This window comes from Pseudomonas sp. BT-42-2, assembly GCF_025847435.2.
Taxonomy (GTDB): domain Bacteria; phylum Pseudomonadota; class Gammaproteobacteria; order Pseudomonadales; family Pseudomonadaceae; genus Aquipseudomonas; species Aquipseudomonas urmiensis.
The window spans coordinates 383,434-407,017 of sequence record NZ_JAOYTM010000004.1 but is presented as its reverse complement, the minus strand read 5'-3'; the positions used below and the strand labels follow the sequence as shown (position 1 = coordinate 407,017).

Here is a 23,584-nt window from a genome sequence, read left to right as displayed (position 1 = left end):
AATAACAAAAGTAACGAGGGCGTAACCATGCTGTTGAGCAAACGTGTAACCGCAGTGCTGTCCGCCAGCCTGCTGACCCTGGCCTGCCAGGCCAGCCAAGCCGCCGACAGCCTGAACTTCGTCAGCTGGGGCGGAACGACCCAGGATGCGCAAAAACAGGCATGGGCCGAGCCCTTCTCCAAAGCCAGCAACATCAAGGTCGTACAAGACGGGCCCACCGACTACGGCAAACTCAAGGCCATGGTCGAGAGCGGCAACGTGCAATGGGACGTGGTCGATGTAGAAGCGGACTTCGCCCTGCGCGCCGCCGCCGAGGGCCTGCTCGAACCTTTGGACTTCAACACCATCCAACGCGAGCGCATCGACCCGCGCTTCGTTTCCGACCACGGCGTCGGCTCGTTCTTCTTCTCCTTCGTCCTGGGCTACAACGAAGGCAAGCTCGGCGCCAACAAGCCGGTGGACTGGTCAGCGCTGTTCGACACCAAGACCTACCCTGGCAAGCGCGCCCTGTACAAATGGCCAAGCCCAGGCGTGCTGGAGCTGGCGCTGCTGGCTGACGGCGTGGCGCCCGACAAGCTCTACCCACTGGACCTCGACCGGGCCTTCAACAAGCTCGACACCATCAAGAAAGACATCGTCTGGTGGGGCGGCGGCGCGCAGTCGCAACAGCTGCTGGCCTCGGGTGAAGCGTCGCTGGGGCAGTTCTGGAACGGCCGGGTCTACGCCTTGCAGCAAGATGGTGCGCCGGTGGGGGTGAGCTGGAAGCAGAACCTGGTCATGGCTGACTTCCTGGTCATTCCCAAAGGCGCCAAGAACAAGGATGCGGCCATGAAGTTCCTGGCCAACGCCGCCAGCGCCAAGGGCCAGGCCGAGTTCGCCAACTTGACGGCCTACGCCCCGGTCAACCTGGACAGCGTCAGCCAGCTCAAACCCGAGCTCGCCTCCAACCTGCCGACCGCCTACGCTCAAGACCAGGTGACGCTGGACTTCGCCTACTGGGCGAAGAACGGCCAGGCCATCGCTGCCCGCTGGAATGAGTGGCTGGTCAAATGAAAGTCGCCATCAACGCCCTGCACAACGTGCAAGCTGCCGCCAGCGGCAGCGGCGCACCGGGAGCGGCCATGCACCGTCCGAGCTTGAGCCAACGCTGGCGTGGCAGCCGCAACCTGCTGCCAGCGCTGTTGTTCCTTGGCCTGTTCTTCTTCGCCCCACTGATCGGCCTACTGCTGCGCGGGGTACTGGAGCCAGTACCGGGGCTGGGTAACTACGAGCAGCTGTTCGCCAACTCGGCCTATGCGCGGGTGCTGTTCAACACCTTCTCGGTGGCCGGCCTGGTGACCCTGATCAGCGTGCTGCTGGGCTTCCCGCTGGCCTGGGCGATCACCCTGGTGCCCAAGGGCTGGGGCCGTTGGCTGCTGAACATCGTACTGCTGTCGATGTGGACCAGCCTGCTCGCGCGCACCTACTCATGGCTGGTGTTGCTGCAGGCCTCGGGGGTGATCAACAAGGCGCTGATGGCCATGGGGATCATCGATGCGCCGCTGGAAATGGTCCACAACCTCACTGGCGTGGTGATCGGCATGAGCTACATCATGATCCCCTTCATCGTCCTGCCGCTGCAGGCGACCATGCACGCGATCGACCCGATGGTGCTGCAGGCCGGTTCCATCTGTGGCGCCAGCCCTTGGACCAACTTCTGGAAAGTGTTCCTGCCGCTGTGCCGCTCGGGGCTGTTCTCCGGTGCCTTGATGGTGTTCGTCATGTCGCTCGGTTACTACGTCACCCCTGCCCTGCTCGGCGGCGCGCAAAACATGATGCTGCCTGAGTTCATCGTCCAGCAGGTGCAGTCGTTCCTCAACTGGGGCCTGGCCAGCGCCGCTGCCGCCCTGTTGGTGCTGATCACCCTGGTGCTCTTCTACCTGTACCTGAAGCTGCAACCGGAATCGCCGGTTGGTAACGCGAGGTAAGCCGCCATGCTCCTGACGCCCAATGCCATGGGCCGCCCGCTGCGGGTTGGCCTGTACCTGACCACCGGGGTGATCGCAGCCTTCCTGTTGCTGCCGATCCTGTTCATCGTCCTGCTGTCGTTCGGCTCGTCGCAGTGGCTGGTATTCCCGCCGCCGGGCTGGACCTTCAAGTGGTACGGCCAGTTCTTCTCCAACCCTGAGTGGATGGAGGCCGCCCTGGCCAGCCTCAAGGTCGCCGTGCTGACCACCGTCTGCGCAGTGGCGCTGGGCCTGCCGACCGCCTTCGCCCTGGTGCGTGGGCGCTTTCCTGGCCGGGAAATGCTCTACGGGCTGTTCACCCTGCCGATGATCGTGCCGCTGGTGATCATCGCCGTGGCGGTGTACGCGCTGTTTCTCAAGCTTGGCTACACCGGCACGCTGTTCGCCTTCGTGGTCAGCCATGTGATCGTCGCCCTGCCGTTCACCATCATCTCGATCATCAACTCGCTCAAGCTGTTCGACCAGTCAATCGAAGACGCTGCAGTCATTTGCGGCGCCTCGCGGCTGCAAGCGATTTTCAAGGTGACCTTCCCGGCCATTCGCCCAGGGATGATCGCCGGTGGCCTGTTCGCCTTTCTGGTGTCGTGGGACGAAGTGGTGCTGAGCGTGATGATGGCCAGCCCCAACTTGCAGACCCTGCCGGTGAAGATGTGGACCACCCTGCGCCAGGACTTGACCCCCGTCATTGCGGTGGCCTCGACCCTGCTGATCGGCCTGTCGATCCTGGTCATGCTCATCGCCGCCGCCCTGCGCCGGCGCAACCCAGCCAGCGCCTGAACGCCCGGAGACAATAACAATGAGTGCAGTGAGCAAAGACAACGCGCCCAACCAGACTCTGGTCAGCTTGCGCAACCTGAACAAGCACTACGGCGAATTCACCGCCGTGGACAACATCAACCTGGACATCCAGGATGGCGAGTTCCTCACCTTCCTCGGCTCCAGCGGCTCGGGCAAGTCCACCACGCTGTCGATGCTGGCCGGCTTCGAGACGCCCAGCAGCGGCGAGATCCTGGTCGATCAGCTGTCGCTGGTCAACGTCCCGCCGCACAAGCGCGACATCGGCATGGTGTTCCAGCGCTATTCGCTGTTCCCGCACCTGTCGGTGCGCGACAACATTGCCTTCCCCCTGGCGATCCGCAAGCTCAGCGCTGGCGAAATCGCCAAGCGGGTCGATGCGATGCTCAAGCTGGTGCAACTGGAGCCGTTCGCTCATCGCCGCCCCGCCCAGCTCTCCGGTGGCCAGCAGCAGCGGGTGGCAATTGCCCGGGCGTTGGTCTACGAGCCACGGATCCTGTTGATGGATGAACCGCTCGGCGCGCTGGACAAAAAACTGCGCGAAGACCTGCAGGACGAACTGCGTCAGCTGCATCGCCGGCTGGGCATCACCATCGTCTACGTCACCCACGATCAGGAAGAAGCCATGCGCCTGTCACAGCGCATCGCCATCTTCAGCCACGGCAAGATCGTCGGGCTGGGCAGTGGTTATGACCTTTACCAGAACCCGCCGAATGCCTTCGTTGCGTCGTTCCTGGGTAACTCCAACTTCCTGCGGATCAAGGCCAACAGCAATGGTGCCGGCAGCTTCGAGGGGCAAGCCCTGGCAATTCGCCTGACCCCAGGGCTGGTCGCCGAACAGGACGCGTTGATCATGGTGCGGCCGGAAAAAGCCCTGGCCTTGAGTGCCGAGCAAGCCGCGCGCGAGCCACGCCCGGCGGGTTGGAACGAGGTCAGTGCCAAGGTCGCTGAGGTGTTGTTCCTGGGTGAGAGCCAGACGTGCCATGTGGTCACTGCCGGCGGCACTGAGATGACGGTCAAGGCCTTGTCGGCGGCGGGGATGCCGATGCTGCCAGGGGAAACGGTCAAGGTGCGCTGGGCGGTGGCCGATGCCTGTATCTATACCGAGTGGGCCGAGAGCGATCTGAGCAAGGCCGCTGGGGCGCACTGATCGGCGACCGCTCGCGGGGCAAGCCCGCTCCCACGCTTGGCTCAAGAGGCGAAGAACTGGCAGCCAAGCATGGGCGCCACGCTTGGCTAGGCGCCAGAGGACATGGCAATCAAGCAACGTGGGAGCGGGCTTGCCCCGCGATGAGGCCAGCAAGTACAGCGTTTCAACCTGCGGCCAGCTGCCCCAAGCTGCGCCGCACCTTGTCCAGCAACTCACCAATCTGGAACGGCTTGATCAGCATATCCATCCCCGTGCCAAGAAACGCCTGGCGATCCAACGCGGTCTCGGCGTAGCCGGTCATGAACAGCACCGGCAGCCCCGGTCGGTAGATGCGGGCCATGTCCGCCAGCTCCCGGCCACTGATCCCTGGCAAGCCGACATCGGTCAACAACAACTCGATCCCGGCGTCCTCGCGCAAATGGTCCAGTGCCTGTTCAATGGTCTCGGCCAAGGTGCAGCGATAGCCGGCATCGGTCAACGCCTCGGCTACCGACAGGCGCACCGAAGCCATGTCCTCGACGATCAGCACATGCTCGCCGGCGCCTTTCTGGTCGACCTGGGGTGCGCGTTCAGTACTGGACGCTTGTTGAGTACTGGCCGGCAGCAGCAGGGTCACTTCGGTGCCCTGCCCTGGCAGGCTTCGAATTGCCACATGCCCACCAGACTGGCGAGCGAACCCATAGATGGTCGACAAACCAAGCCCGGTGCCTTGCCCGACCGGTTTGGTGGTGAAAAATGGATCGAAGACTTTTTCCAGCAACTCCGGCTCGATGCCGCTGCCATCATCGCGCACCGTCACCGCCACATAGGGGCCGTCCTGCAAGTTGGGGTCGCCATGCGACCAGGTCGCGGCAGTATTGACCCAGATATGCCCGCCCTTGACCAAGGCATCCCGGGCATTGATCACCAGGTTGAGCACTGCGCTTTCCAGCTGGATCGGATCGACCAGGGCAATCGCCGGGCGGCTGGAGAGCTGCAGTTGCAGTTCGATGCGCTCGCCGACGGTGCGGGTAATCAACTCCTCCAGCGAGCGCACCCGTTCGTTGATATCCACCGGCCGGGTATCGAGTGGCTGCTGGCGGGCGAAGGCCAGCAGGCGATGGGTCAGCGATGCCGCGCTCATCGCCGAGCTCAAGGCGGCCTCGGCGTAGCTTGGGACCTTCTCCACACGGTTTTCTGCAACCCGTTTGCGGATCAGTTCCAGGCTGGTGATGATGCCGGTGAGCAGGTTGTTGAAGTCATGGGCGATACCGCCGGTGAGGCTGCCTAGCGCATCCATCTTCTGTAACTGCAACAACTGCGCTTCGCTGCGCGCACGCTGGGCGACTTCATGGGCCAGCTGGGTGTTGGCGTCATCCAAGCGGGCCAGGTGCGAACGTTCGCGATGGCGGTGCTCGGTGACGTCTTCGACGAACACCAGGCACAAGCCGGGGGCGCGATAAGGCGACAGCTGCCACTCGGTATCCCGCGGCAGGCCTTGCACGGTCATGGCCAAGGTGCCACGCCAGCGCTGGCCATCGGCAAGGTGCTGGCGCAACAGCGCCAATTCGCCTTGCTGGTCGCTGGCAAAGCACTCACGCAACGTTTCCGGGTGGCGGTTGTCCTGGATCAGCTGGGCGAAGGCCTGGTTGCACTCGTGCACCTTGAGGGTGGCGTCCAAGACTGCAATCGGTGCTGAAACATTGCTGAAAATCTCGCGAAAACGCGCTTCGCTCTCGCGCAGGGCACGCTCGGTGTCGCGCACTCGCAGCAAGGTGCGCAGGGTCGCCAGCAGCACGTCCGGATCGACCGGGTGGACCAGGTAGGCGTCGGCGCCAGCTTCCAGGCCAGTGATAATGTCGCCGGTCTGGATCGACGCGGCGGACACGTGGATCACCGGCAGCAACGCAGTTGCCGGATCGGCGCGCAGCAGGCGCACGATGTCGAACCCACTCATGTCCGGCAGGTTGACATCGAGGATCAGCGCATCGATCTGCTCGTTGCGGATCATCGCCAGCCCGTCGCCACCGGTGCCCGCCTCCAGCACCTGATAGTCGTGCAGCGCCAGCCGCCGACGCAGCGCGTAACGCGTGGCGGCGTTGTCGTCGACGATCAGCAGGCGGATGTCAGGGTTCATCGACGCTCTCCTGGGCGATGGCCAACGGAATGATCACAAAAAACGAAGACCCCACTCCTGGCACGCTGTCCACTCCCACCTCGCCCCCCAACAAGGCGGCGAAGCGCTTGCACAGCGACAACCCCAGGCCGGTGCCGCGCAGACGCTTTTGCAGGGGAGAGTCGAGCTGGGCGAAGTCTTCGAACAGGCCTTCGAGCAACTCTGGAGCGATGCCGATGCCGGTATCGGTAACGGCGAAGCGAATCTGATCGCTGCCATGCAACTGGGCCGACACCCGCACTTCGCCACGGGTGGTGAACTTCAGGGCATTGGAAATGAAGTTGCGCAGAATCTGGGTCAGCTTCTTGTCGTCGGTATACAGCTGGGGCAGGCCCTGTGGTTCTTCGAAAATCAGATCGACAGACCCGGTGTCGACGATCGGCCGGAACATCCCGCGCAAGGCGGCGAACAGGTCGAGCATGTCGAACCAGGCCGGCGAGATGGTGATGCGCCCAGCCTCGATCTTGGCCAGGTCCAGCAGGTCATCGACCATGTCGCTGAGCTCGCGAGTCGCGGTGCTGACGAACGCCACCTGCAATTGCTGCTCTTTGCTCAGCGGCCCGTCCACTTCGTCGGCGAGCAGGCTGGTAATGCTCAGGATCGAGCCCAGCGGCGTGCGGAATTCGTGGCTCATGTAGGACAGGAAGCGGCTTTTCAGGTCCGATGCCTGGCGCAGTTGCTCAGCCTGGATATCCAGCTCGGCATACAGCGCCAGCACGCCTTGATTGGTTTCCTCCAACTCGCCGCGCAAGGCCTGGTTTTCCGCCTGCAAGCGCGCCACCAGGGCGGCCTGCTCGGCGGTGGTGTTGGGCGACGGCTCAGGCATGCACAGTCTCCAGGTCGATAACCAGCACCGTGACATCGTCCCGCCCGCGGCTGAAGTCGCGGTGCAGCACGGTGGCGATCACGGCCGGGTGGCGCGAGGCCAGGCCAGGGTAGGCTTGAAGGTTCCAACGCGATTGCAGGCCATCGCTGAACATGATCAACAGATTTCCCTTCACGTGAGCGTAGTCGAACACCTGGCCCTTGCGGTATTGACCCCCGACGATGCCGGGGTGCGAGGCCAGGCCCCGCGGCCGTTCGCCGCCCACCAAGGTGGCGCCGATATTGCCGATACCAATGAACGCCAGGCTGTCGGCGCTGGCATCGTACTGAGCGATGGCCGCCGCGCCGCCGCGGGTGCTAGCCATGGCGTGGTGCAGCTCGCCAAGCAAGCCTTGCGGCTCACTGAACGGGTTGCTGGCAAACTCCTGGGCCCCGGCCTTGGCGGCTCGCTCGGCCTCCTCACCGTGACCCAGACCATCTATAAGCAGTGCGCTCAGTCGTTGCTTACCCAGGGTCACGTGCCACGTATCACCACAGGCGGGGTCATCATGCAGGGAATGCTGGCTGACCCCGACCCGCACATCCGGCCCACTGGCGCCCTCGCGGTACAGCCGCGCCAAGACCACCGCGCCACGCTCATCGGCATGCACATCGAACACCTGGGCCAGGCGACTGACCGCGCCCAGGCCAATGCCCTGGGTGCCGCCGGTCGAGTAGCCATCGGCCAGGCAAGCATGCACATCGAACCCCTGGGCGCGATCCACTGCCAGCAGCTCAAGACCGTGCCCGCCATCATGAGGCAGCACCCGCAAGTGCAACTCGCCGCGCCCGGCATGTTTAAGCACATTGCTGGCAAGCTCGGTTGCGACCAGCGCCGCTCGGCCGGCATCGGCAGGGGTAAAACCCTGCTGTTCGGCCAGTTTCTGCACCACCCGGCGGGCGTGGCCCACCTGGCTGTGATCATCCAGGCGCAAGACCTGGGTCAGGCTGGCGGCAAGGTTCATGTCCATCGGGTGATCGTTACCCGGGTGCCTTGCCCGGGAGCGGTGTCGAGTTCGAATTCATCGACCAGCCGGCGCGCGCCGGTCAGCCCCAGGCCCAAGCCTGAGCCAGAAGTCCAGCCATCGGTCAACGCCAGCTTGACGTCGGCGATACCGGGGCCTTCATCGCGAAATACCAGGCGCACGCCAACCCTGCCGGCGTCCTCGATGACCTGCCAGTCCATATCGCCGCCACCGCCATACACCACGGTGTTACGGGCCAGTTCGCTGACCGCCGTGACCAGCTTGGTCAAGTCGACCAGGCGCATGCCGCAGTCGCTGGCAATCCTGCGCGCCAGTTGTCGGGCCAGTACCACGTCCTGCTCCAGTCGCACCGGTTGGCTGCCGCTGTCGCGAATGCTCATGGCCGCCCTACCCGCTGACGCAGCAGATTCATCCCGCGGTCAACGTTGAGCGCAGTGCTCACCCCCGGCAAGGTCAGGCCGAGTTCGACCAGGGTAATGGCTACCGCGGGCTGCATGCCGACCAGCACGGTTTCGGCGTCCATGATCCGCGACAAGCTGGAGATGCTGGCGATCATCCGGCCGATGAACGAGTCGACCATGTCCAGCGCCGAGATATCAATCAACACGCCCCGCGCCGAGGTGTGGTCGAGGCGCGCGGTGAGGTCGTCCTGCAGGCGCAAGGCCAGTTGGTCGTGCATGTCCACCTGGATGGTCACCAGCAGGAACTCGCCCATCTGCAAGATAGGGATACGCTCCATCGCCTCACACTCGCTCGTCTGGGCGGGTGCCTAGACGGGTCAGGGCCAGCTTGAGGGCATCGGCGAGGTTGGACTTGGTGGTCAGCGTGCCCAGGTCCAGGCCCAGGTGAACGATGGTCTGGGCAATCTGCGGACGCACGCCGCTGATGATGCAGTCGGCGCCCATCAGGCGGATGGCGGTAACGGTCTTGAGCAGGTGCTGGGCCACCAGGGTATCGACCGTGGGCACGCCGGTGATGTCGATGATGGCGATTTCCGAGCCGGTGTCGACGATACGCTGCAGCAGTGACTCCATGACGGTCTGGCTGCGTTGCGAGTCGAGGGTGCCGATCAGCGGCAAGGCGAGTACGCCATCCCACAGTTTGACCACCGGGGTGGACAGTTCTAGCAGCTCTTCCTGCTGGCGCTTGATCACCCCTTCGCGGTTTTTCTGATAGGTGCGGATGGTGTGCAGGCCAAAGGCATCGAGCAGCTCGGAGACTTCCCACAGTTGCTCGGCCAACAGCGCCGGCTGCTCGCGGTAGTGACTTTGCAACAGGGTGAACAGCGGGCCTTTGAGAGCAAAGATGAAATAGGCGGTCTGGTGCGACTCCTGGCCCGCCTGGGCACGGCTGGTGGAGAGTTTTTCCAGGAAGCGGCGGGTTTCTTCCCAACCTGCTGCGGCAATGTTACCGCCGCTTTCGCTGCGCAAGCCATCGACTACCAGTTGGAGAAAATCACGGGTTTCCTGACGCAAGTCCTGCTCTTTGATATTGCGGGCGGCGCCATTGGCTTCCAGTGCTGCGATCCAATCGCCGATCAGCCGGGACTGGTTGCTGGCAATTGCCTCCAACGTACTGTTCTGCAGTGCTGCCATGTGCCTTGCTCTCCTGAAAAAGTCTGCCGGCGCCCGATAGAAATTACCGGCCCGCAAAAAAGGACATCCGCCAGTGAAAATAGTTGTGGCAACCGCCCGATAATTGCATCGGGCCAGCCGCGTGCTGCTAACTCTAGGTCAAGATCGCCCGGTCCGTGGCAGACAGCGACTCAGCGACTACGTAGCAGCAGTGCGGCAACGGCACAGCACAACAACGCGATGAACGACAGGTCGAACGCATCCGAGTAGGCCATCAGCTAGGCATGTCACGCACGCTCCGCTCAATCCGCCCTCCTCCAGCACGATCTGCAAAGCGCCCCGCCCGCTTTATCGCCCTCGATCTGCGGGTCAGGGCGTGAGAAAAGCCATTACCTGCTCAGCGGCCAATGCTGGGGCTTCTTGCATGAAGCAATGCCCGCCCGGCATCTGCTGCGCCGTCACGCTCGCATTGAGCGCCGCCAGGCGACGCACCGAGTGAGGCACGAAGGGATAGGTCTGCTCCCCGTAGAGAATCCGCGTGGGCGTGCGGATTCGGCCCAGCTGGGTCCACATTCGCTCGGGGAAGGAGCTGAAGATCTCCACTTCGCGGCTAGGCCGGCATTTGAGCACCACCGCTTCACCGCAGTCGCCAATGGCATGCTCGACATAGGCCTGCAACGCCTCGTCGCTCCAGCCTTTGAAGATGCCCCGCCCCTGCAGCGAGGCGTGGGCCGCCGCGCGATCAGGCCAGTGGCTGCGCCGCGTGGCCGCCTTGCGCGCCAAGGCGTGTCGGCGGTGCAGGCCAACCAGCGCGGCAGCGCCCATTACTCCGAGCATGCGCCGGCTGAACAGCACCGGGTCGAGCAACACCGCGCGTTCGAACAGCTGCGGCTCATTGGCCAGGATCAACCCAGTCAGCACCCCGCCAAAACTGTGCCCAAGGGCATACCTGGGGACATCGCCATACTCGCCTCGACCCGCCTCGAAGGCCTCCACGGCCAACACAGCCGTGCGGTTCCAGCCACGAAATGCGCCGCCATGGTCACTGTCGCCATGGCCCTGCACATCGCTCAACCACAGGTCGTAATGCTCGCCCAAACGCATCAGCAGCGGCTGGTAGGCCAGGCTGCAAAAGCCGTTACCGTGAAGAAAGTGCAGCAGTGGCCGGCCACTGGCGGGCGAGCGCCAACCGCGCAGGGTGAAGCCTTCAGGGCAATCATGGGACCAAGGGATCAATTGCATCAGGCGGCTGCGCTCATCGGAATCAGGAAAACGCCGATTCTACAAACAGCAGCGGGTACAGCGAAATCACCAGCAGCAGGGCCATCAGGACATTGAACAGCATCAGCCAACGTGGATTTTGCAGCAGGTTGCGCAAGGCGCTACCGAACATCACCCAAATCCCGACGCTGGGCAGGTTGACCAGGGCGAACAGCGCCGCGATGACGATCACATTGACGACATAGCCCTGCGCCGGCGTGTAGGTGGTAATCGCCCCAACGGCCATCACCCAGGCTTTGGGGTTGACCCACTGGAACGCCGCCGCGCCCAAGAAGCTCATCGGCTTGGCCGAACCATTGCCGCTGGCAGACATCGGCCCAGAAGTGGCGATCTTGTAGGCCAGATACAGCAAGTATGCAGCACCGACGTAGCGCAAGATGGTGTACAGCGGCGGCCAGGCCTTGAACACTTCGCCCAGGCCAAAGCCTACCGCCAGCACCATGACCATGAAGCCGATGCTGATGCCCATGGCGTGCGGAATCGAACGACGCACCCCAAAGTTCACCCCCGAGGCAAGCAACATGGTGTTGTTTGGCCCCGGGGTGATCGAGGAAACGAAGGCAAAAAGCACAAAGGCAGTCAGCAGGTCGAGAGAGGCAAGCATGGCGTGGTTCCGCAGCGTGGAGTAGTTATCGTCCAACCACAGTAGCGGAGTAGCGCCTGCCAACCACCAGTACAGTTACCTTATATTTTGCAGATACACATCACTGTACCGATTGTTATGGTTGGAAGATTTCTTCGATGCTCAGGCCAAACACCCTGGCGATAGTGAAGGCCAGCGGCAGGCTGGGATCGTAACGGCCGGTTTCGATGGCGTTGACAGTCTGGCGCGAGACACCCAGGCGCTCAGCCAGCTCGGCCTGCGACCAGCCCTGCTTGACGCGCAGGGCGCGGATGTGATTGTTCATCGGTAGCGTCTCACCCCAACCACCGCGCCGATTGCCCACAACGAGCCCATCAGGCTCCAGACCATGAACATCGACAAGCGCGGGTAGCCCGCCGTTTCCAGGAAGCCGTAACTGAAGGTCAGCAGCGCGGTGCCCACGAACGCCAAGCCAAGGGCTTCGAGCTGGATGCGCCGGGCCAGCTCATCCAGGCTGCGCAGGTGCTCAATGACCACCCAGGCCATCATCAGCATCGCCGGCACCGGCAGCAGGGCCAACGCCGTTTTGCCAGCGCCCGCAGGCAGACTCGGCAGGTAATGGCTGCTGACCAGCACGCAGCCGGCATAAGCCAGCAGCGTCAGGATGAAATTGCCCAGGAAGCGTCGTTGCGCCATGGTCGGACCCTCGATGTAAAGTGTGCTTGACATTGAAGGCGATCGCGCACGCCATGTCAAGCTACCTTTACATCTCGGCAAGCCCTGCCCTTGCCGCGTAAGATGAGCATCTCCAACCCAAGGAAACCCTAGCATGAGCCTGACCATCCGCCCCGCCGTGCGCAGCGATGCCGCGCAGATCCTGGCCTTCATCACCGAGCTTGCCGACTACGAACGGGCCCGCCATGAGGTGGTGGCCAGCCTGGCTGATATCGAGCGCAGCCTGTTCGACGAAGACAGCACGGTGAGCAGCTTGATCTGTGAACGCGATGGCCAGGCGATTGGCTTTGCCGTGTACTTCTACAGCTACTCGACCTGGCTGGGGCGCAACGGCATCTACCTGGAGGATCTGTACATCACCCCAGAGCAACGCGGCGATGGCGCGGGGCGCCAGTTACTGCGCTTTATTGCTCGGGAAGCGGTGGCCAACCAGTGCGGACGGCTGGAATGGAGCGTGCTGGACTGGAATGAGCCGGCGATTGGTTTTTACCAGTCGCTCGGGGCGCAGGCGCAGGACGAGTGGGTGCGTTATCGGTTGGAAGGTGAGCGGCTGGCGGCGTTCGCCCAGGGCTAGGCTGGCGTTGGCAAAACGCTCAAGCGCCGCGCTCGGCGCCAAGACTGCGCTCATCCGCTTGCGCGGCAGCTGGCAGATTGCAGCTTTGTGCAAGGGCTGCCATCAGCCGCCGTAGCGACTGCCTGAGCTCGCCGCGGTCAGTTGTGCTCCGGCGCTGGCATCACCTGCACATGCCCATGCTCCACGCCACGCTCAGCCATCAGCTGACGCGACAGTTCGACCACCTCGCCGCTGGCCCCCTGCAATACCGATACTTCCAGGCAATGCCCAGCATCGAGGTGCACATGCAGGGTCGAGCGGGTCAGGGTGTGGTGGGCGTGAAAGGTTTGGTTCAGACGCTTGGGCAGCTCACGGGTGTCATGGTCATACAGGTAGCTGACGACCGCCACGCACGGAGCAGCCTCTGCCAGCGGCTCAGACTCGAGCAGACCATTGCGCAGCAGGTCGCGAATGGCCTCGGAGCGGCCTTGATAACCATGCTCAGCCACCCGCCGGTCGATGACCTCGAGCAACGCCTCGTCCAGCGTGATGGTGATCCGTTGCATTCTGTTACTTCCAGTAAGATCATTTAGCCTAGACATCATACCCACCACCTCTCTAGGCTAGCGCCTCCGTTGAAGTGGGGGACGCAGTGTGAAGCAGCAGCCAGGTAAACGAAAGCTCGCCCGCTGGGGCGTGTTGCTACTGGCCGTCAGCCTCTGCGCGCAGGCGGGCAACGACGCCGACCCTGGACCTACGCTGAGCTACTCCTGGCCGGTCAACGCTGGCCCCCTCGACCCGCGCGGTTATTCGCCTAATCAGATGTATGCCCAGGCCATGGTTTACGAGCCGCTGGTGCGCTACAACGCCTCGGGAACCCTGGAACCTTGGTTGGCCACCGCCTGGCAGGTCTCGCAAGACGGCAAGACTTACACCTTCACCCTGCGCGACGGGGTGCGTTTCAGCGACGGTACGCCGTTCGACGCCGCCGCAGCCAAGGCCAACCTGGATGCGGTGCTGGCCAACCCCCTGCGTCACCGCTGGATGCAGCTGGTGAGCACACTCGATCATGTCGAGGCCACGGATCGACTCACCCTGCGTCTGGTGCTCAAGCATCCGTATTACCCGACCCTCATGGAACTGGCCCAGGTACGCCCATTGCGCTTCGCCTCACCGCAGGCCAAACCCGGCCAGGCCGTGGGCACAGGCCCGTGGATGCGGGTCGAAAGCCGCTTGGGAGAGTTCGACCGTTTCGCCCGCAACCCCAATTACTGGGGAGCAAAACCTGCCTACAGCCAAGTCGTGGTCAAGGTTATCCCCGATCCGAACAGCCGCGCGCTGGCCTTGCAAGTTGGCGAACTGCAATTGATCCAGGGCGCCGCCGGCGAGATCACCGCCGGCACCTTCGTGCGTTTGCGCGATCAAGGCTTCGCCACTGCGCTGTCGGCGCCATTGGCCACCAGGACCTTGGCGATGAACACCGGCCGCGGCCCGACGCGTGAGCTGGCGGTGCGCCAGGCGATCAACCACGGGCTGGACAAGCAGGCGATCATCGACAAGATCCTCTACGGCCTGGAGCCGCGTGCCGACACCCTGTTCGCGCGCAACATGCCCTACGCCGACCTCGGCCTGAAACCCTACGCCTACGACCCCGCCGTGGCCGTCAACCAACTGGAGGCTGCCGGCTGGACCCTGGCCCCGGGCGCAGTCGTGCGCAGCAAGGCCGGTGAGCCGCTGTCGATCGAGCTGGTGTTCCTCGGCACCAGTGCGCTGCAAAAAAGCCTGGCCGAAGTGTTCCAGGGTGAGCTGGCCAAGCTTGGCATCCACATCGCCCTGCGCGCGGTGGAAGACGGCGCATTAGTACGCCGCCAGCGCGACGGCGACTTCGGCATGATCTTCGCCGACACCTGGGGCGCGCCTTACGATCCGCACTCGTTCGTCAGCTCCATGCGCTACGCCGGCCACGCCGACTACATGGCGCAACGCGGCCTGGCAATCAAGGACGAACTGGACCGACGCATCGCCCAGGTGCTGGCCAGCACCGACGAGCAGCAGCGCGCCGAGCAGTACCGGTTCATCCTCACCACGTTGCACGAACAGGCGGTCTACCTGCCGATTTCTTACCTCACCGCGATCAGCGTTCGGCGCGCATCGGTGGCCAACGTGCAGTTCGGCAGCACCTTGTTCGATGTGCCGTTCGAAGCCATGACCCCAACCCAGGAGCACTGATCGATGCTGCGTTATATCTGCCTGCGCCTGCTATTGCTGCTACCGGTCATGCTTGGGGTGTCGCTGCTGGTGTTTTTCCTGCTGCATCTGGGCAGCACCGATCCTGCACTGGACTACCTGCGCTTGTCGCATATCCCACCGACCGACGCGGCCATTGCCGAGGTCCGACATACCCTGGGGCTTGATCAGCCACTGTATGCGCAGTACCTGACTTGGCTGGGCAAGGCCGTGCAATTGGACTTCGGTATTTCCTACCTGACCGGTCGCCCAGTGCTCGACGACTTGCTCTATTACCTGCCAGCAACCCTGCAACTGGGCGGCCTGGCCCTGGTCTGCACGCTGGTGTTGTCGGTGCCGCTGGGGTTGCTGGCGGCCCGCTGGCAGGGGCGGTGGCCCGATCATGCGGTGCGTGCAGTAACCTTTCTCGGCGTGTCGATGCCGAACTTCTGGCTGGCGTTCTTGCTGATCGCACTGTTCTCGCTGTGGCTCGGCTGGCTACCGCCACTGGGGCGTGGCAGCGCTGGCCAGTTGGTGATGCCGGTGCTGGCTATCGCCCTGATGTCGATGTCGATCAACGCCCGCTTGCTGCGCGCCAGCCTACTGGAAGCCAGCGGCCAACGTCACGTCACCTATGCCCGCGCCCGTGGCATGGGCGAGCGCCAGGTGTGGCGCGATCATATCTTGCGCAATGCCTGGCTGCCGCTGGTCACCGCCACCGGCATGCATGTCGGCGAGTTGATCGGCGGTGCGTTGGTGATCGAGACCATTTTCGCCTGGCCCGGGGTCGGCCGTTTTGCCGTCTCGGCGGTGCTCAATCGCGACTTCCCAGTGATGCAGTGCTTCACCTTGCTGCTCACCGCGTTGCTGATGCTCTGTAACCTGCTGGTGGATGTTTGCTACGCCTGGCTCGACCCACGCAGCCGCCTGCAAGGGGTGAACGCATGAATACGTTGTCGCTGCTACGCCGCCCCGCGCTGTCGTTTAATTACAGCCTGGTCCTGGGCGTGGTGCAGGTCGGCCTGCTGGCACTACTGGCGATTTTCGGCCCGTGGCTGGCGCCGCACGACCCCGATCTGGTCGACCTCAGCCAGCGCCTGTTGCCACCCGACGCCCGTCACTGGCTAGGCACCGACCACCTGGGTCGCGACCTGCTCTCGCGACTGATCGTCGGCACCCGACTGTCGCTGGGCAGCGTGATGCTGACCCTGGCGCTGGTGCTGCTGCTGGGCATCGTAATTGGTGGCGTGGCAGGTTTTGTCGGCGGCAAGCTCGATCTGCTGATCATGCGCCTGTGCGATATGTTCATGACCTTCCCGACCCTGGTGCTGGCGTTCTTTTTCGTGACGTTGCTGGGTACCGGCCTGAGCAATGTGATCGTCGCCATCGCCCTGTCCCACTGGGCCTGGTATGCGCGCATGGTTCGCGGCCTAGTGATCGCCCAGCGCGGTCGCGAATACCTGCTGGCCTCGCGCCTGGCTGGCGCCTCGCGCTGGATGCGCCTGCGCCAGCATGTGCTGCCGAATATTGCCGGGCCATTGCTGGTACTCGCCACCCTGGATATCGGCCACATGATGCTGCATGTCTCGGGCCTGTCGTTCCTCGGCCTTGGGGTGACGCCGCCAACCGCCGAATGGGGGGTGATGATCAACGACGCCAAGGAGTTCATCTGGACCCATCCACAACTGTTACTGTTGCCGGGGCTGATGATCTTCTTCTCGGTGATGGCCTTCAACTTGCTCGGCGATGCCCTGCGCGACCGCCTCGATCCGACTGTGGAGACGCGCTAGATGGTGGGCTCAATCCTGCAGGTGCGTGGGCTGTGCATCGAGGGTCGCAGCGGCCTATTGATCGATGACGTCGACCTGCAACTGCGCAGCGGCGAAGTCTGTGCACTGGTCGGCAGCAGCGGCTCGGGCAAGTCGCTTAGTTGTCTGGGACTGCTTGATTTACTGCCTGGCGGGCTGGTTCGCAGGCAGGGTCAGCTATCGCTGGACGGCCAGCCACTGCACCCCAACCAGGTACGCGGACGCCTGGCCAGCCTGGTCCTGCAGAACCCGCGCAGCGCCTTCAACCCAGTGCGCGACATGGCCAGCCATGGCCTGGAAACCCTCAAGTTGCGCGGGATCACCGGCGCCGCCGCGCGCCAGCGGTTGGACGAATGCCTGGACGCCGTGGGTCTGTGCGAGCGCCAGCGGGTATTACAGTCATTCGCCTTCCAACTCAGTGGCGGGATGCTCCAGCGGATGATGATTGCCCTGGCGTTGATGGCTGAAACACCGTTCCTGCTAGCCGACGAGCCCACCAGCGACCTCGACGCGCTGAGCCAGGCGCGCTTTCTCGATTTGCTGATGGAGCTGGTCGAACGGCATGCACTGGGCGTTTTGCTGGTCACTCACGATATGGGGGTGGTGGCACGCTGCGCTGATCGCGTGGCGGTGATGGAGGCTGGGCGCATCGTTGAACGCCAGAGCGTGCAGGGTTTGTTCGACAGCCCAGCCAGCAGCAGCGCACGCACCCTGCTTGAAGCCCATCAAATACTCAGCGGGAGACACCCATGAGCCAGCTCGATATCTGCCAAGTCGCCCATGGCTACCGCACCGGTGGCCTGTTGCGCCGAAGTGGCTGGCTACAGGTACTCGATGGCATCGACCTGACGTTGTCAGTGGGCCAATCGGTCGGTCTGCTGGGCAGCAGCGGCAGCGGCAAGAGCACCCTCGCCCGACTGTTGCTGGGTCTGGAAAAACCGCGCCAAGGTCAGGTGCGGTTTGCCGGGCAGGATGTCAGCCAGCTCCGCGGCGAACCGGCCCGCGAATTCCAACGGGCGGTGCAGTTGGTGTTGCAGGATGCGCCAGGCGCCTTCAACCCTCAGCGCTCGATTGCCTGGAGCATCGCCGAACCACTGCGTCACCTGAGCCAGATGAAGGAAGCGGCGCAGCGCCAACGGGTGCTGCAGTTGCTTGAGCAGATGGGCTTGCGCGCCGAACATGCCGAGCGCTTGCCGCACCAGCTCAGTGGCGGTCAGCTGCAACGCGCCAACATCGCTCGAGCCTTGGCCATCTCGCCGCAGTGGGTGGTGCTCGACGAGGCCCTGTCCAACCTCGATCGAGTGCTGCAGTTGCAGTTGCTGCAACGCCTTGACGCACTGCGTCGTGAAACCGGGACTGGGTTTGTCCTGATCAGCCATGACCTGAGCCTGGTGCGCTATTTTTGCCAGCGAGTCGTGCTGATGAGCGAGGGCCGGATCGTCGAGGATCGCCCGGTTGACCAGGCCTTGGCGTTCGAGCATCCCGTGGGCCAACAGCTGCAACGCGCCATGCTGCCAGAGCACCCCGAGCAGCGCTTGGCAGCTGCTCAGCCAGCCACCGCGCTGCAAGCGTAAGATTCCACCTTCATCGATCCGGATGGCTACCCGTTGTCGGTATGGACAGCCCCAGGCGGATCAATCCTCTCTGAAAAAACTGCGGCCGTTATCGCGCAGCAGTTCGACCATCGCCCCAGCAGCAGGCGGCAGATAGCCTTCGGCGCGTACCGATACCGCTACGGTGCGGCTCATGGTGGTTTCCAGCAGCGGCACTTCGCGCAAGCGCGACATGCCCTGGCCATGCTCCAGGGTTTCGCGGGCGACGAAACTGAGCAGCCCGGTACGGGCGATCAGACGTGGCAGTAGCGAGACCGTGTTGGTCTCGATCTGCACCTGCGGCGCTGGCAGGTGGCGGGCGATGAACACATTGTCGAGCCAGCGCCGGGAGGTCACCGTGCTGCCTGGCAGCACCCAGCGGTACTGACACAGATCCTTGAGGGCAATCGCTGTGCCGAATACCGGGTGATCGGCACTGGCGACCACTACCGCTTCATCCTCCAGGATCGGGTAGCTGCGAAATTGCGGGTCATCGACGATTAGCGGGCAGATGATCGCATCCAGGCGGCCGGTGCGCAGAGATTCGCGCAGCACATCGTCTTGAGCGATCGACAGCTGCAAGGTCAACTGCGGCGCGCGCTGCAGCAACGATTCGGTGAGCTGTGGCAGCAAGTATTCGGCCATGCTCGCGGCGCAGCCCAGGCGGATGTTACCGACCAGGCCACCGGCGAAGTCGCGCACCTCTCGTTCGGTTTCGGCAATGCTCAGCTGCAACTGCCGGCCGCGCTCGAGCAACAGCTGGCCGACGTCGGTCAACTTGATGCGCCGACCATCGCGCTGGAACAGCCGCGTGCCCAGCGACTCCTCCAGGCGCTGGATGCTCTTGCTCAACGCCGGCTGGCTGCGGTTGAGCTTCTCGGCAGCCCGCCCAAGGTGGCCCAGTTCGGCGATGGTTTCAAAATAAGTGAGGTCGCGTAGATCCATGATTCATGAATTTCGGTTATCGATTCATCGACAGTAGAAAATAGACTTGATCGATTGACCCGTCGATAATTTTCTCCGTCAAACGCGTTCTGGAGCATATCGACCTTGCAGACCTTCTTAGCTGGCCTGGCCTCCCCTTCACGAATCCTGCTCTGGCTCGCGCTCATCGTCTGCGCCGGCGGGGTCGGCCAGTTGCTGCATACGTTGGGGGTGCCAGCCGGTCTGTTCCTCGGGCCGATGCTGGTGGCGATTGCCTTTGGCGTGTCTGGCGCGCAACTACGCTTGCACCGGCAAGTGTTTCGCTTAAGCCAGGGCTGCGTAGGGTTGATGGTCGCTCACTCGGTAACCTGGACCGTGTTGGCTTCGCTGGCGCAGTCTTGGCACGTCATGCTGCTGGCCACCGCGCTCACTGTGCTGCTGAGCGCGCTGGTCGGCTTGGGCACTGTGCGTTATGGCGGCATCTCGGCTACTACCGCCGCCTGGGGTACCGCACCCGGCGCAGCCTCGGCGATGGTGTCGATGGCCGAAGAGAACGGTGCCGATGCACGGGTGGTCGCCACCATGCAGTACGTCAGGGTGGTGTGCGTGGTCATGATCGGCGCGCTGGTCAGCCACTTGCTCGGCGCAACCAGCGGCGCGGGCGTTGCAGCCAGCACTGGCGCCAGCCTGCCGGGGCCGCAAGTAGGCCAACTACTGCTGAGCCTGGGGGTCGTTGTGCTGGGCGTGGCCCTCGGCACCAAGCTACCGGCTGGGGCGCTGTTAGTGCCGCTGGTGCTCGGTGCAGTACTGCAACTGAGCGGGCTGCTGCTGATCACCCTGCCCGCCTGGTTGCTGGCTTGCGCCTATGGCGCGATCGGCTGCTATATCGGCCTACGCTTTGACCGGCCAACGGTGCGCTACGTGTGGAGTCGATTGCCGAGCATGATTGCCGGGGCAGTGGTGCTGATCATATTGTGCGCCGGCTGCGCCTGGCTGTTGGCGCGGGCGACCGGCAGCGACTTTCTCTCGATGTACCTGGCGACCAGTCCCGGAGGGCTGGATGCGATGGCGATCATTGCCGTGGAAACCCATGCTGACGTCGGCCTGGTGCTGGCCATGCAGACCTTGCGCTTGTTTGGGGTCATTGTGACAGGTGCCTATTGTGCCAGGCAGATCATCCGTCTCACCCGCGCTTGACGTTCGATACAACTTTTTGCCATCAGGCCCCGTCCAACAGACACTGGGTCTTTTTTCAGCTCAGACCATTCCAGGAGGTTGCCGATGTCGATGCGAACCACGTTGCTGCTCTCATGCCTAACCCTGGCTTTAGTGGGTTGCGCAAGTTCAAGCGATGACCCGAAACCGCCGAGCACCATGCAGGTAGACCTGCAGCAGTACCAGGGTACCTGGTACGAACTGGCGCGCTTGCCGATGTTCTTCCAGCGCAACTGCGTACAGTCCGAGGCGCGCTATAGCCTGCGCGAGGATGGACGGATCGGGGTCGACAACCGTTGCCGGGAAGCCGATGGCCAATGGAATGAGGCCCAAGGCGTCGCCGAGCCGCAGCAAGCGGGCAAGACCGACAAGCTTTGGGTCAGGTTCGACAACTGGTTCAGCCGCCTGGCGCCAGGGTTGACCAAGGGCGAATATTGGGTGCTGTACCACGATCAGGATTATCGCGTGGCGCTGGTTGGCCATCCCAATCGCGAGTACCTCTGGCTGCTGTCGCGTACCCCGACAGTCAGCGGTGAAACTCGAGACAAACTATTGGCGATTGCCCGTGAGCAGGGTTACGACACTTCGGAGCTGGTGTGGCGGCAGGCAGACAAGCCATAACCAGGGTTCATTACAGGTAGCCTGGCCTCTTCGCCGCTGCGCTTGAGTGCGAAGAGGCCATCGCTGCTACCTGACTAGCGTGTAGAACTGGCCAGTGCCGCCTTGTCTCGCTCGCTGATCACGTACTGACGGTACTGCGGATCGGCCTTGATCTGCGCTTCGGTAAACGCAATTGGCGGCAACTGCTTGGCCGAAAATGCACGTGTCTGGTCGGCAGAATGCGCCGAGCCCGCCTCGCTGGACTGGGAGAACGCCAATAAGCCTCGGGCCTGCGGCCCCTGCTCAGTGAAGCTGACCACCTGCAAATAGCTGGTACCACTGACCACCAGGCGCTTGCCCTGCCCTTGCGCGACGCTGTACATCGCGTTGTACACCCCAAGCGCCTGCGGGCCGCCGGGCACCGGCGTACCGTCGAGCGAATGCTGGATCTGCCCCCAGCGACTGTCATTGCCCACACCGGCCTCGGCCAGTTGCTTTAAAGAGTCCAATGCCGCTTGATGCAGCAGCTTGCGCACCGCCGCCTGCTCAACCGCAAGGCCGCGTGGTGTGTGCTGCGGATCAGCCGGATCAAAGGCTACGCGCCAGCTTTGTGGATGCTCGGCAAGCGCAGCAAACAGGTTGTGGAAGTGCAACAAGCCAATGCCGGCATCCAGATCGGCTTTGCCATTCCAGGCGTTCAGGCTGGCACACAGCGCCGCTACGTCAGCCTCGGCTGATTTGCACCAGTCCAGCAGATCGGGCAACAGCAGGCTTGCGGCGTATACCTCATCATCGAGCACCATGTCCTGCAGCTGTTGCACGCCGAGCTTTTGCTTACCTTGCAAGCGCTGCAGGGCAAACCGGCCACGCAAGCTCAACGCTTGATCATCGCGGCTGATCAGCGGCGAGAAGCCAGTCAGCGGTTGCGCAGGATTAGCCATCCACGCCGGGTCGTTGGAGTTCTGCACGAAATCGCGACGCTCCAGGCTCGGCAACAGATGTGCTGGGGTGATGCCGGGCTGCGCTGCCTGCGGATCGATCTTCCATTGGCAGGCACTGCGCGAACCGTCCAAGACCACCGCAGGGCCTGCGAGCGCTGGGTCGCTGCACTGGGCAAGGAGGTCTTGGTCGACAAACGGGACCACCGACTGGTTCAGGTACAGCGCCTGGCCAGCCTCGTCCACTGCCAGTGTATTGACCCAGGGAATCCCCTGAAGCTGCGCAACGGAGGCTTTCAGCGCTTGGAGACTGTCGGCACGGTTGATCTGATACCACTGCTGCAGCACCCGCGTGTTGTCCAGGTTGGCATCGCGCAAGCTGTAGGCATGGCGATTGTCCCAGTCCAGCTTGCCTGGCCACTGCACCACTGGACCGAAACTCGACGCGTAGACCTGGCGCTCGACCTGGCTGAGCGTGCCGTCCTGGCCTTTGACCGAGACAGTCAAGGTCTGGCGAGCAAGCGGCAACGACTTGCCGTCCAGCAGATAGCGGGTCGCGTCGTTCGGGTCGAGTTCCAGCCGGTACAGGGTAAAGTGCTTGGAAGTGTCGACGGTGTGGGTCCAGGCCAGATGACGATTGAAGCCGATGTTCACCAGCGGCAGCCCCGGCAACGCGGCGCCCATGACATCGAGCTTACCTGGAATGGTCAACTGCATTTGATAGAAGCGCATGCCGCCCATCCATGGGAAGTGCGGGTTAGCCAGTAACAGGCCGCGACCATTGGCCGAGCGCTGCGAGCCCACCGCAACTGCGTTGCTGCCACGTTCCGAGGCGAATCGCTGCTGGCGCTCCAAGGCCAGGCTGAAGTCGCTTACCTGACGTTGCGCAGCAAGTTTGGGCGGTGCAGCGCCGACCAGCGCCTCGACGAACTGACCGGCGCCCCCTTCTACCAGCAACCGGCGCGTCAACTTCACCAGGTCAAGGCTGGTGATCGGCCGCACCCAATCGCCTGCGCCACATTCGGCGGGCAGGCCCTGGGCCTTGCGTTCGCCCAAAGCGCGGTTGAAGCCGCTGGCATACCCCTCGAGCAAATCGCGCACCGGCGCCGGCTGCGCCTGGAGGAAGCCGCTGACCGCAATGGGCGTATTCAACCAGGTGAAGAACAGGTCGCTATCGAGATTGTCGCGCTGCTCGAACGTCTTGCCCTGCGCGCCAAGGAAACGTGAGCGCTCACCGTTGACGGTCAGCACTTCATTGGCCAACAGGCAGAGGTTGTCCTGGGCATAGGCATAACCAATGCCGTAACCCAGGCCGCGTTCGTTGTCAGCCAGGATATGCGGGACCCCAAAGCTGGTGCGGCGGATCTGCGCGCTGGCATCGCCTGCGGCTTCCCTAGCGTGGACGGCGATGCTGCTGGCCACCAGGGCAGCCGCCAGGCAGAGGTGAGTCAAGGGACGCGAAAGTGGGTACACGGGCAATCCTCGGATTCTGGAGTCATCCCGTTCAGACGAATGGCCGGATGAAAATTTTACGGCTGGCGAGGCCCTGGAACGTCTTCATCTAGGCGCGTTGGATTTTTTTTCATCCAGGACTGCAGT

25 protein-coding genes are annotated in these 23,584 nt (G+C 63.3%); 12 read left to right on the top strand and 13 right to left on the bottom strand.

Features of this window, described 5'->3' with window-relative positions:
- Nucleotides 1-27: 27 nt before the first annotated feature.
- Genes OIU19_RS04515 through OIU19_RS04500 form a run of 4 tightly spaced genes read left to right on the top strand, consistent with a single transcriptional unit; the run spans nt 28 to nt 3,951 of the window.
- Nucleotides 28-1,053 carry a polyamine ABC transporter substrate-binding protein gene (locus OIU19_RS04515; protein ID WP_186555242.1) on the top strand — a complete coding sequence of 342 codons (1,026 nt, stop codon included), beginning with the start codon at nt 28-30 and terminating at the stop codon, nt 1,051-1,053.
- Nucleotides 1,050-1,967, top strand: a complete 918-nt coding sequence (locus tag OIU19_RS04510; protein WP_264233658.1) for an ABC transporter permease — start codon at nt 1,050-1,052, stop codon at nt 1,965-1,967. The genes OIU19_RS04515 and OIU19_RS04510 overlap by 4 nt, the downstream gene beginning before the upstream one ends.
- Nucleotides 1,968-1,973: 6 nt before the next feature.
- Nucleotides 1,974-2,783: an ABC transporter permease gene (locus OIU19_RS04505; protein WP_264233656.1), complete on the top strand. Its 810-nt coding sequence runs from the start codon at nt 1,974-1,976 to the stop codon at nt 2,781-2,783.
- Between the two features lie 19 nt (nt 2,784-2,802).
- Nucleotides 2,803-3,951, top strand: coding sequence for an ABC transporter ATP-binding protein (locus tag OIU19_RS04500; RefSeq protein WP_264233654.1), 1,149 nt, complete (start codon nt 2,803-2,805; stop codon nt 3,949-3,951).
- Nucleotides 3,952-4,114: 163 nt separating this feature from the next.
- Here OIU19_RS04500 and OIU19_RS04495 read toward each other — a convergent pair whose 3' ends face one another.
- The 10 genes from OIU19_RS04495 to OIU19_RS04450 all read right to left on the bottom strand — a co-directional run bounded on the left by OIU19_RS04495 (nt 4,115) and on the right by OIU19_RS04450 (nt 12,090).
- Nucleotides 4,115-6,067 carry a response regulator gene (locus tag OIU19_RS04495; protein ID WP_264233653.1) on the bottom strand — a complete coding sequence of 651 codons (1,953 nt, stop codon included), beginning with the start codon at nt 6,065-6,067 and terminating at the stop codon, nt 4,115-4,117.
- Nucleotides 6,057-6,932, bottom strand: a complete 876-nt coding sequence (locus tag OIU19_RS04490) for a sensor histidine kinase KdpD (RefSeq protein WP_264233651.1) — start codon at nt 6,930-6,932, stop codon at nt 6,057-6,059. The genes OIU19_RS04495 and OIU19_RS04490 overlap by 11 nt, the downstream gene beginning before the upstream one ends.
- Complete coding sequence (locus tag OIU19_RS04485; protein WP_264233649.1) at nt 6,925-7,941, bottom strand: ATP-binding protein; 1,017 nt, start codon at nt 7,939-7,941, stop codon at nt 6,925-6,927. Before OIU19_RS04485 ends, OIU19_RS04490 begins: the two co-directional genes overlap by 8 nt.
- Nucleotides 7,932-8,336 (bottom strand): ATP-binding protein, encoded by a 405-nt coding sequence (locus OIU19_RS04480; RefSeq protein ID WP_264233647.1) that lies wholly within the window; start codon nt 8,334-8,336, stop codon nt 7,932-7,934. The genes OIU19_RS04485 and OIU19_RS04480 overlap by 10 nt, the downstream gene beginning before the upstream one ends.
- Entirely contained in the window at nt 8,333-8,695 is a 363-nt protein-coding gene (locus OIU19_RS04475; protein ID WP_264233645.1) for an STAS domain-containing protein, read from the bottom strand. Before OIU19_RS04475 ends, OIU19_RS04480 begins: the two co-directional genes overlap by 4 nt.
- Nucleotides 8,696-8,699: 4 nt before the next feature.
- Nucleotides 8,700-9,551 carry an STAS domain-containing protein gene (locus OIU19_RS04470; protein WP_264233643.1) on the bottom strand — a complete coding sequence of 284 codons (852 nt, stop codon included), beginning with the start codon at nt 9,549-9,551 and terminating at the stop codon, nt 8,700-8,702.
- 348 nt (nt 9,552-9,899) lie between these two features.
- Entirely contained in the window at nt 9,900-10,772 is an 873-nt protein-coding gene (locus OIU19_RS04465; RefSeq protein WP_264233641.1) for an alpha/beta fold hydrolase, read from the bottom strand.
- A 22-nt stretch (nt 10,773-10,794) separates the two neighbouring features.
- Entirely contained in the window at nt 10,795-11,415 is a 621-nt protein-coding gene (locus OIU19_RS04460; protein WP_264233640.1) for a LysE family translocator, read from the bottom strand.
- Nucleotides 11,416-11,530: 115 nt separating this feature from the next.
- A complete protein-coding gene (locus OIU19_RS04455) occupies nt 11,531-11,719 on the bottom strand; it encodes a helix-turn-helix transcriptional regulator (RefSeq protein WP_264233639.1) in 189 nt (62 codons plus the stop codon).
- Nucleotides 11,716-12,090: a hypothetical protein gene (locus OIU19_RS04450; protein WP_264233689.1), complete on the bottom strand. Its 375-nt coding sequence runs from the start codon at nt 12,088-12,090 to the stop codon at nt 11,716-11,718. The genes OIU19_RS04455 and OIU19_RS04450 overlap by 4 nt, the downstream gene beginning before the upstream one ends.
- A gap of 133 nt (nt 12,091-12,223) precedes the next feature.
- Between OIU19_RS04450 and OIU19_RS04445 the strand changes: the two genes are divergently transcribed.
- The gene (locus OIU19_RS04445; RefSeq protein WP_264233638.1) at nt 12,224-12,703 is read left to right on the top strand and encodes a GNAT family N-acetyltransferase; all 480 of its coding nucleotides are present in this window, start codon (nt 12,224-12,226) and stop codon (nt 12,701-12,703) included.
- Between the two features lie 137 nt (nt 12,704-12,840).
- Here the strand turns inward: OIU19_RS04445 and nikR are convergent, their stop codons facing one another.
- Nucleotides 12,841-13,248: a nickel-responsive transcriptional regulator NikR gene (gene nikR / locus OIU19_RS04440; protein ID WP_264233636.1), complete on the bottom strand. Its 408-nt coding sequence runs from the start codon at nt 13,246-13,248 to the stop codon at nt 12,841-12,843.
- Nucleotides 13,249-13,336: 88 nt separating this feature from the next.
- Here nikR and nikA point away from each other — a divergent pair, with 88 nt between their 5' ends.
- Genes nikA through nikE form a run of 5 tightly spaced genes read left to right on the top strand, consistent with a single transcriptional unit; the run spans nt 13,337 to nt 18,290 of the window.
- Complete coding sequence (gene nikA, locus OIU19_RS04435; RefSeq protein ID WP_264233634.1) at nt 13,337-14,911, top strand: nickel ABC transporter substrate-binding protein; 1,575 nt, start codon at nt 13,337-13,339, stop codon at nt 14,909-14,911.
- A 3-nt stretch (nt 14,912-14,914) separates the two neighbouring features.
- Nucleotides 14,915-15,856, top strand: a complete 942-nt coding sequence (nikB, locus tag OIU19_RS04430) for a nickel ABC transporter permease subunit NikB (RefSeq protein ID WP_264233632.1) — start codon at nt 14,915-14,917, stop codon at nt 15,854-15,856.
- The gene (gene nikC, locus OIU19_RS04425; protein WP_264233631.1) at nt 15,853-16,698 is read left to right on the top strand and encodes a nickel ABC transporter permease subunit NikC; all 846 of its coding nucleotides are present in this window, start codon (nt 15,853-15,855) and stop codon (nt 16,696-16,698) included. The genes nikB and nikC overlap by 4 nt, the downstream gene beginning before the upstream one ends.
- Nucleotides 16,699-17,469: an ATP-binding cassette domain-containing protein gene (locus OIU19_RS04420; protein ID WP_264233629.1), complete on the top strand. Its 771-nt coding sequence runs from the start codon at nt 16,699-16,701 to the stop codon at nt 17,467-17,469.
- Entirely contained in the window at nt 17,466-18,290 is an 825-nt protein-coding gene (gene nikE / locus OIU19_RS04415) for a nickel import ATP-binding protein NikE (protein WP_264233627.1), read from the top strand. The genes OIU19_RS04420 and nikE overlap by 4 nt, the downstream gene beginning before the upstream one ends.
- A 60-nt stretch (nt 18,291-18,350) precedes the next feature.
- Here nikE and OIU19_RS04410 read toward each other — a convergent pair whose 3' ends face one another.
- Complete coding sequence (locus OIU19_RS04410; protein WP_264233626.1) at nt 18,351-19,253, bottom strand: LysR family transcriptional regulator; 903 nt, start codon at nt 19,251-19,253, stop codon at nt 18,351-18,353.
- A gap of 105 nt (nt 19,254-19,358) precedes the next feature.
- Between OIU19_RS04410 and OIU19_RS04405 the strand changes: the two genes are divergently transcribed.
- Together OIU19_RS04405 and OIU19_RS04400 are read left to right on the top strand one after the other, a co-directional pair.
- A complete protein-coding gene (locus OIU19_RS04405; RefSeq protein ID WP_264233625.1) occupies nt 19,359-20,429 on the top strand; it encodes an AbrB family transcriptional regulator in 1,071 nt (356 codons plus the stop codon).
- 84 nt (nt 20,430-20,513) lie between these two features.
- Nucleotides 20,514-21,068, top strand: a complete 555-nt coding sequence (locus OIU19_RS04400) for a lipocalin family protein (protein ID WP_264233624.1) — start codon at nt 20,514-20,516, stop codon at nt 21,066-21,068.
- Between the two features lie 74 nt (nt 21,069-21,142).
- Here the strand turns inward: OIU19_RS04400 and OIU19_RS04395 are convergent, their stop codons facing one another.
- Entirely contained in the window at nt 21,143-23,458 is a 2,316-nt protein-coding gene (locus OIU19_RS04395; protein ID WP_264233622.1) for an acylase, read from the bottom strand.
- Nucleotides 23,459-23,584: the final 126 nt, after the last annotated feature.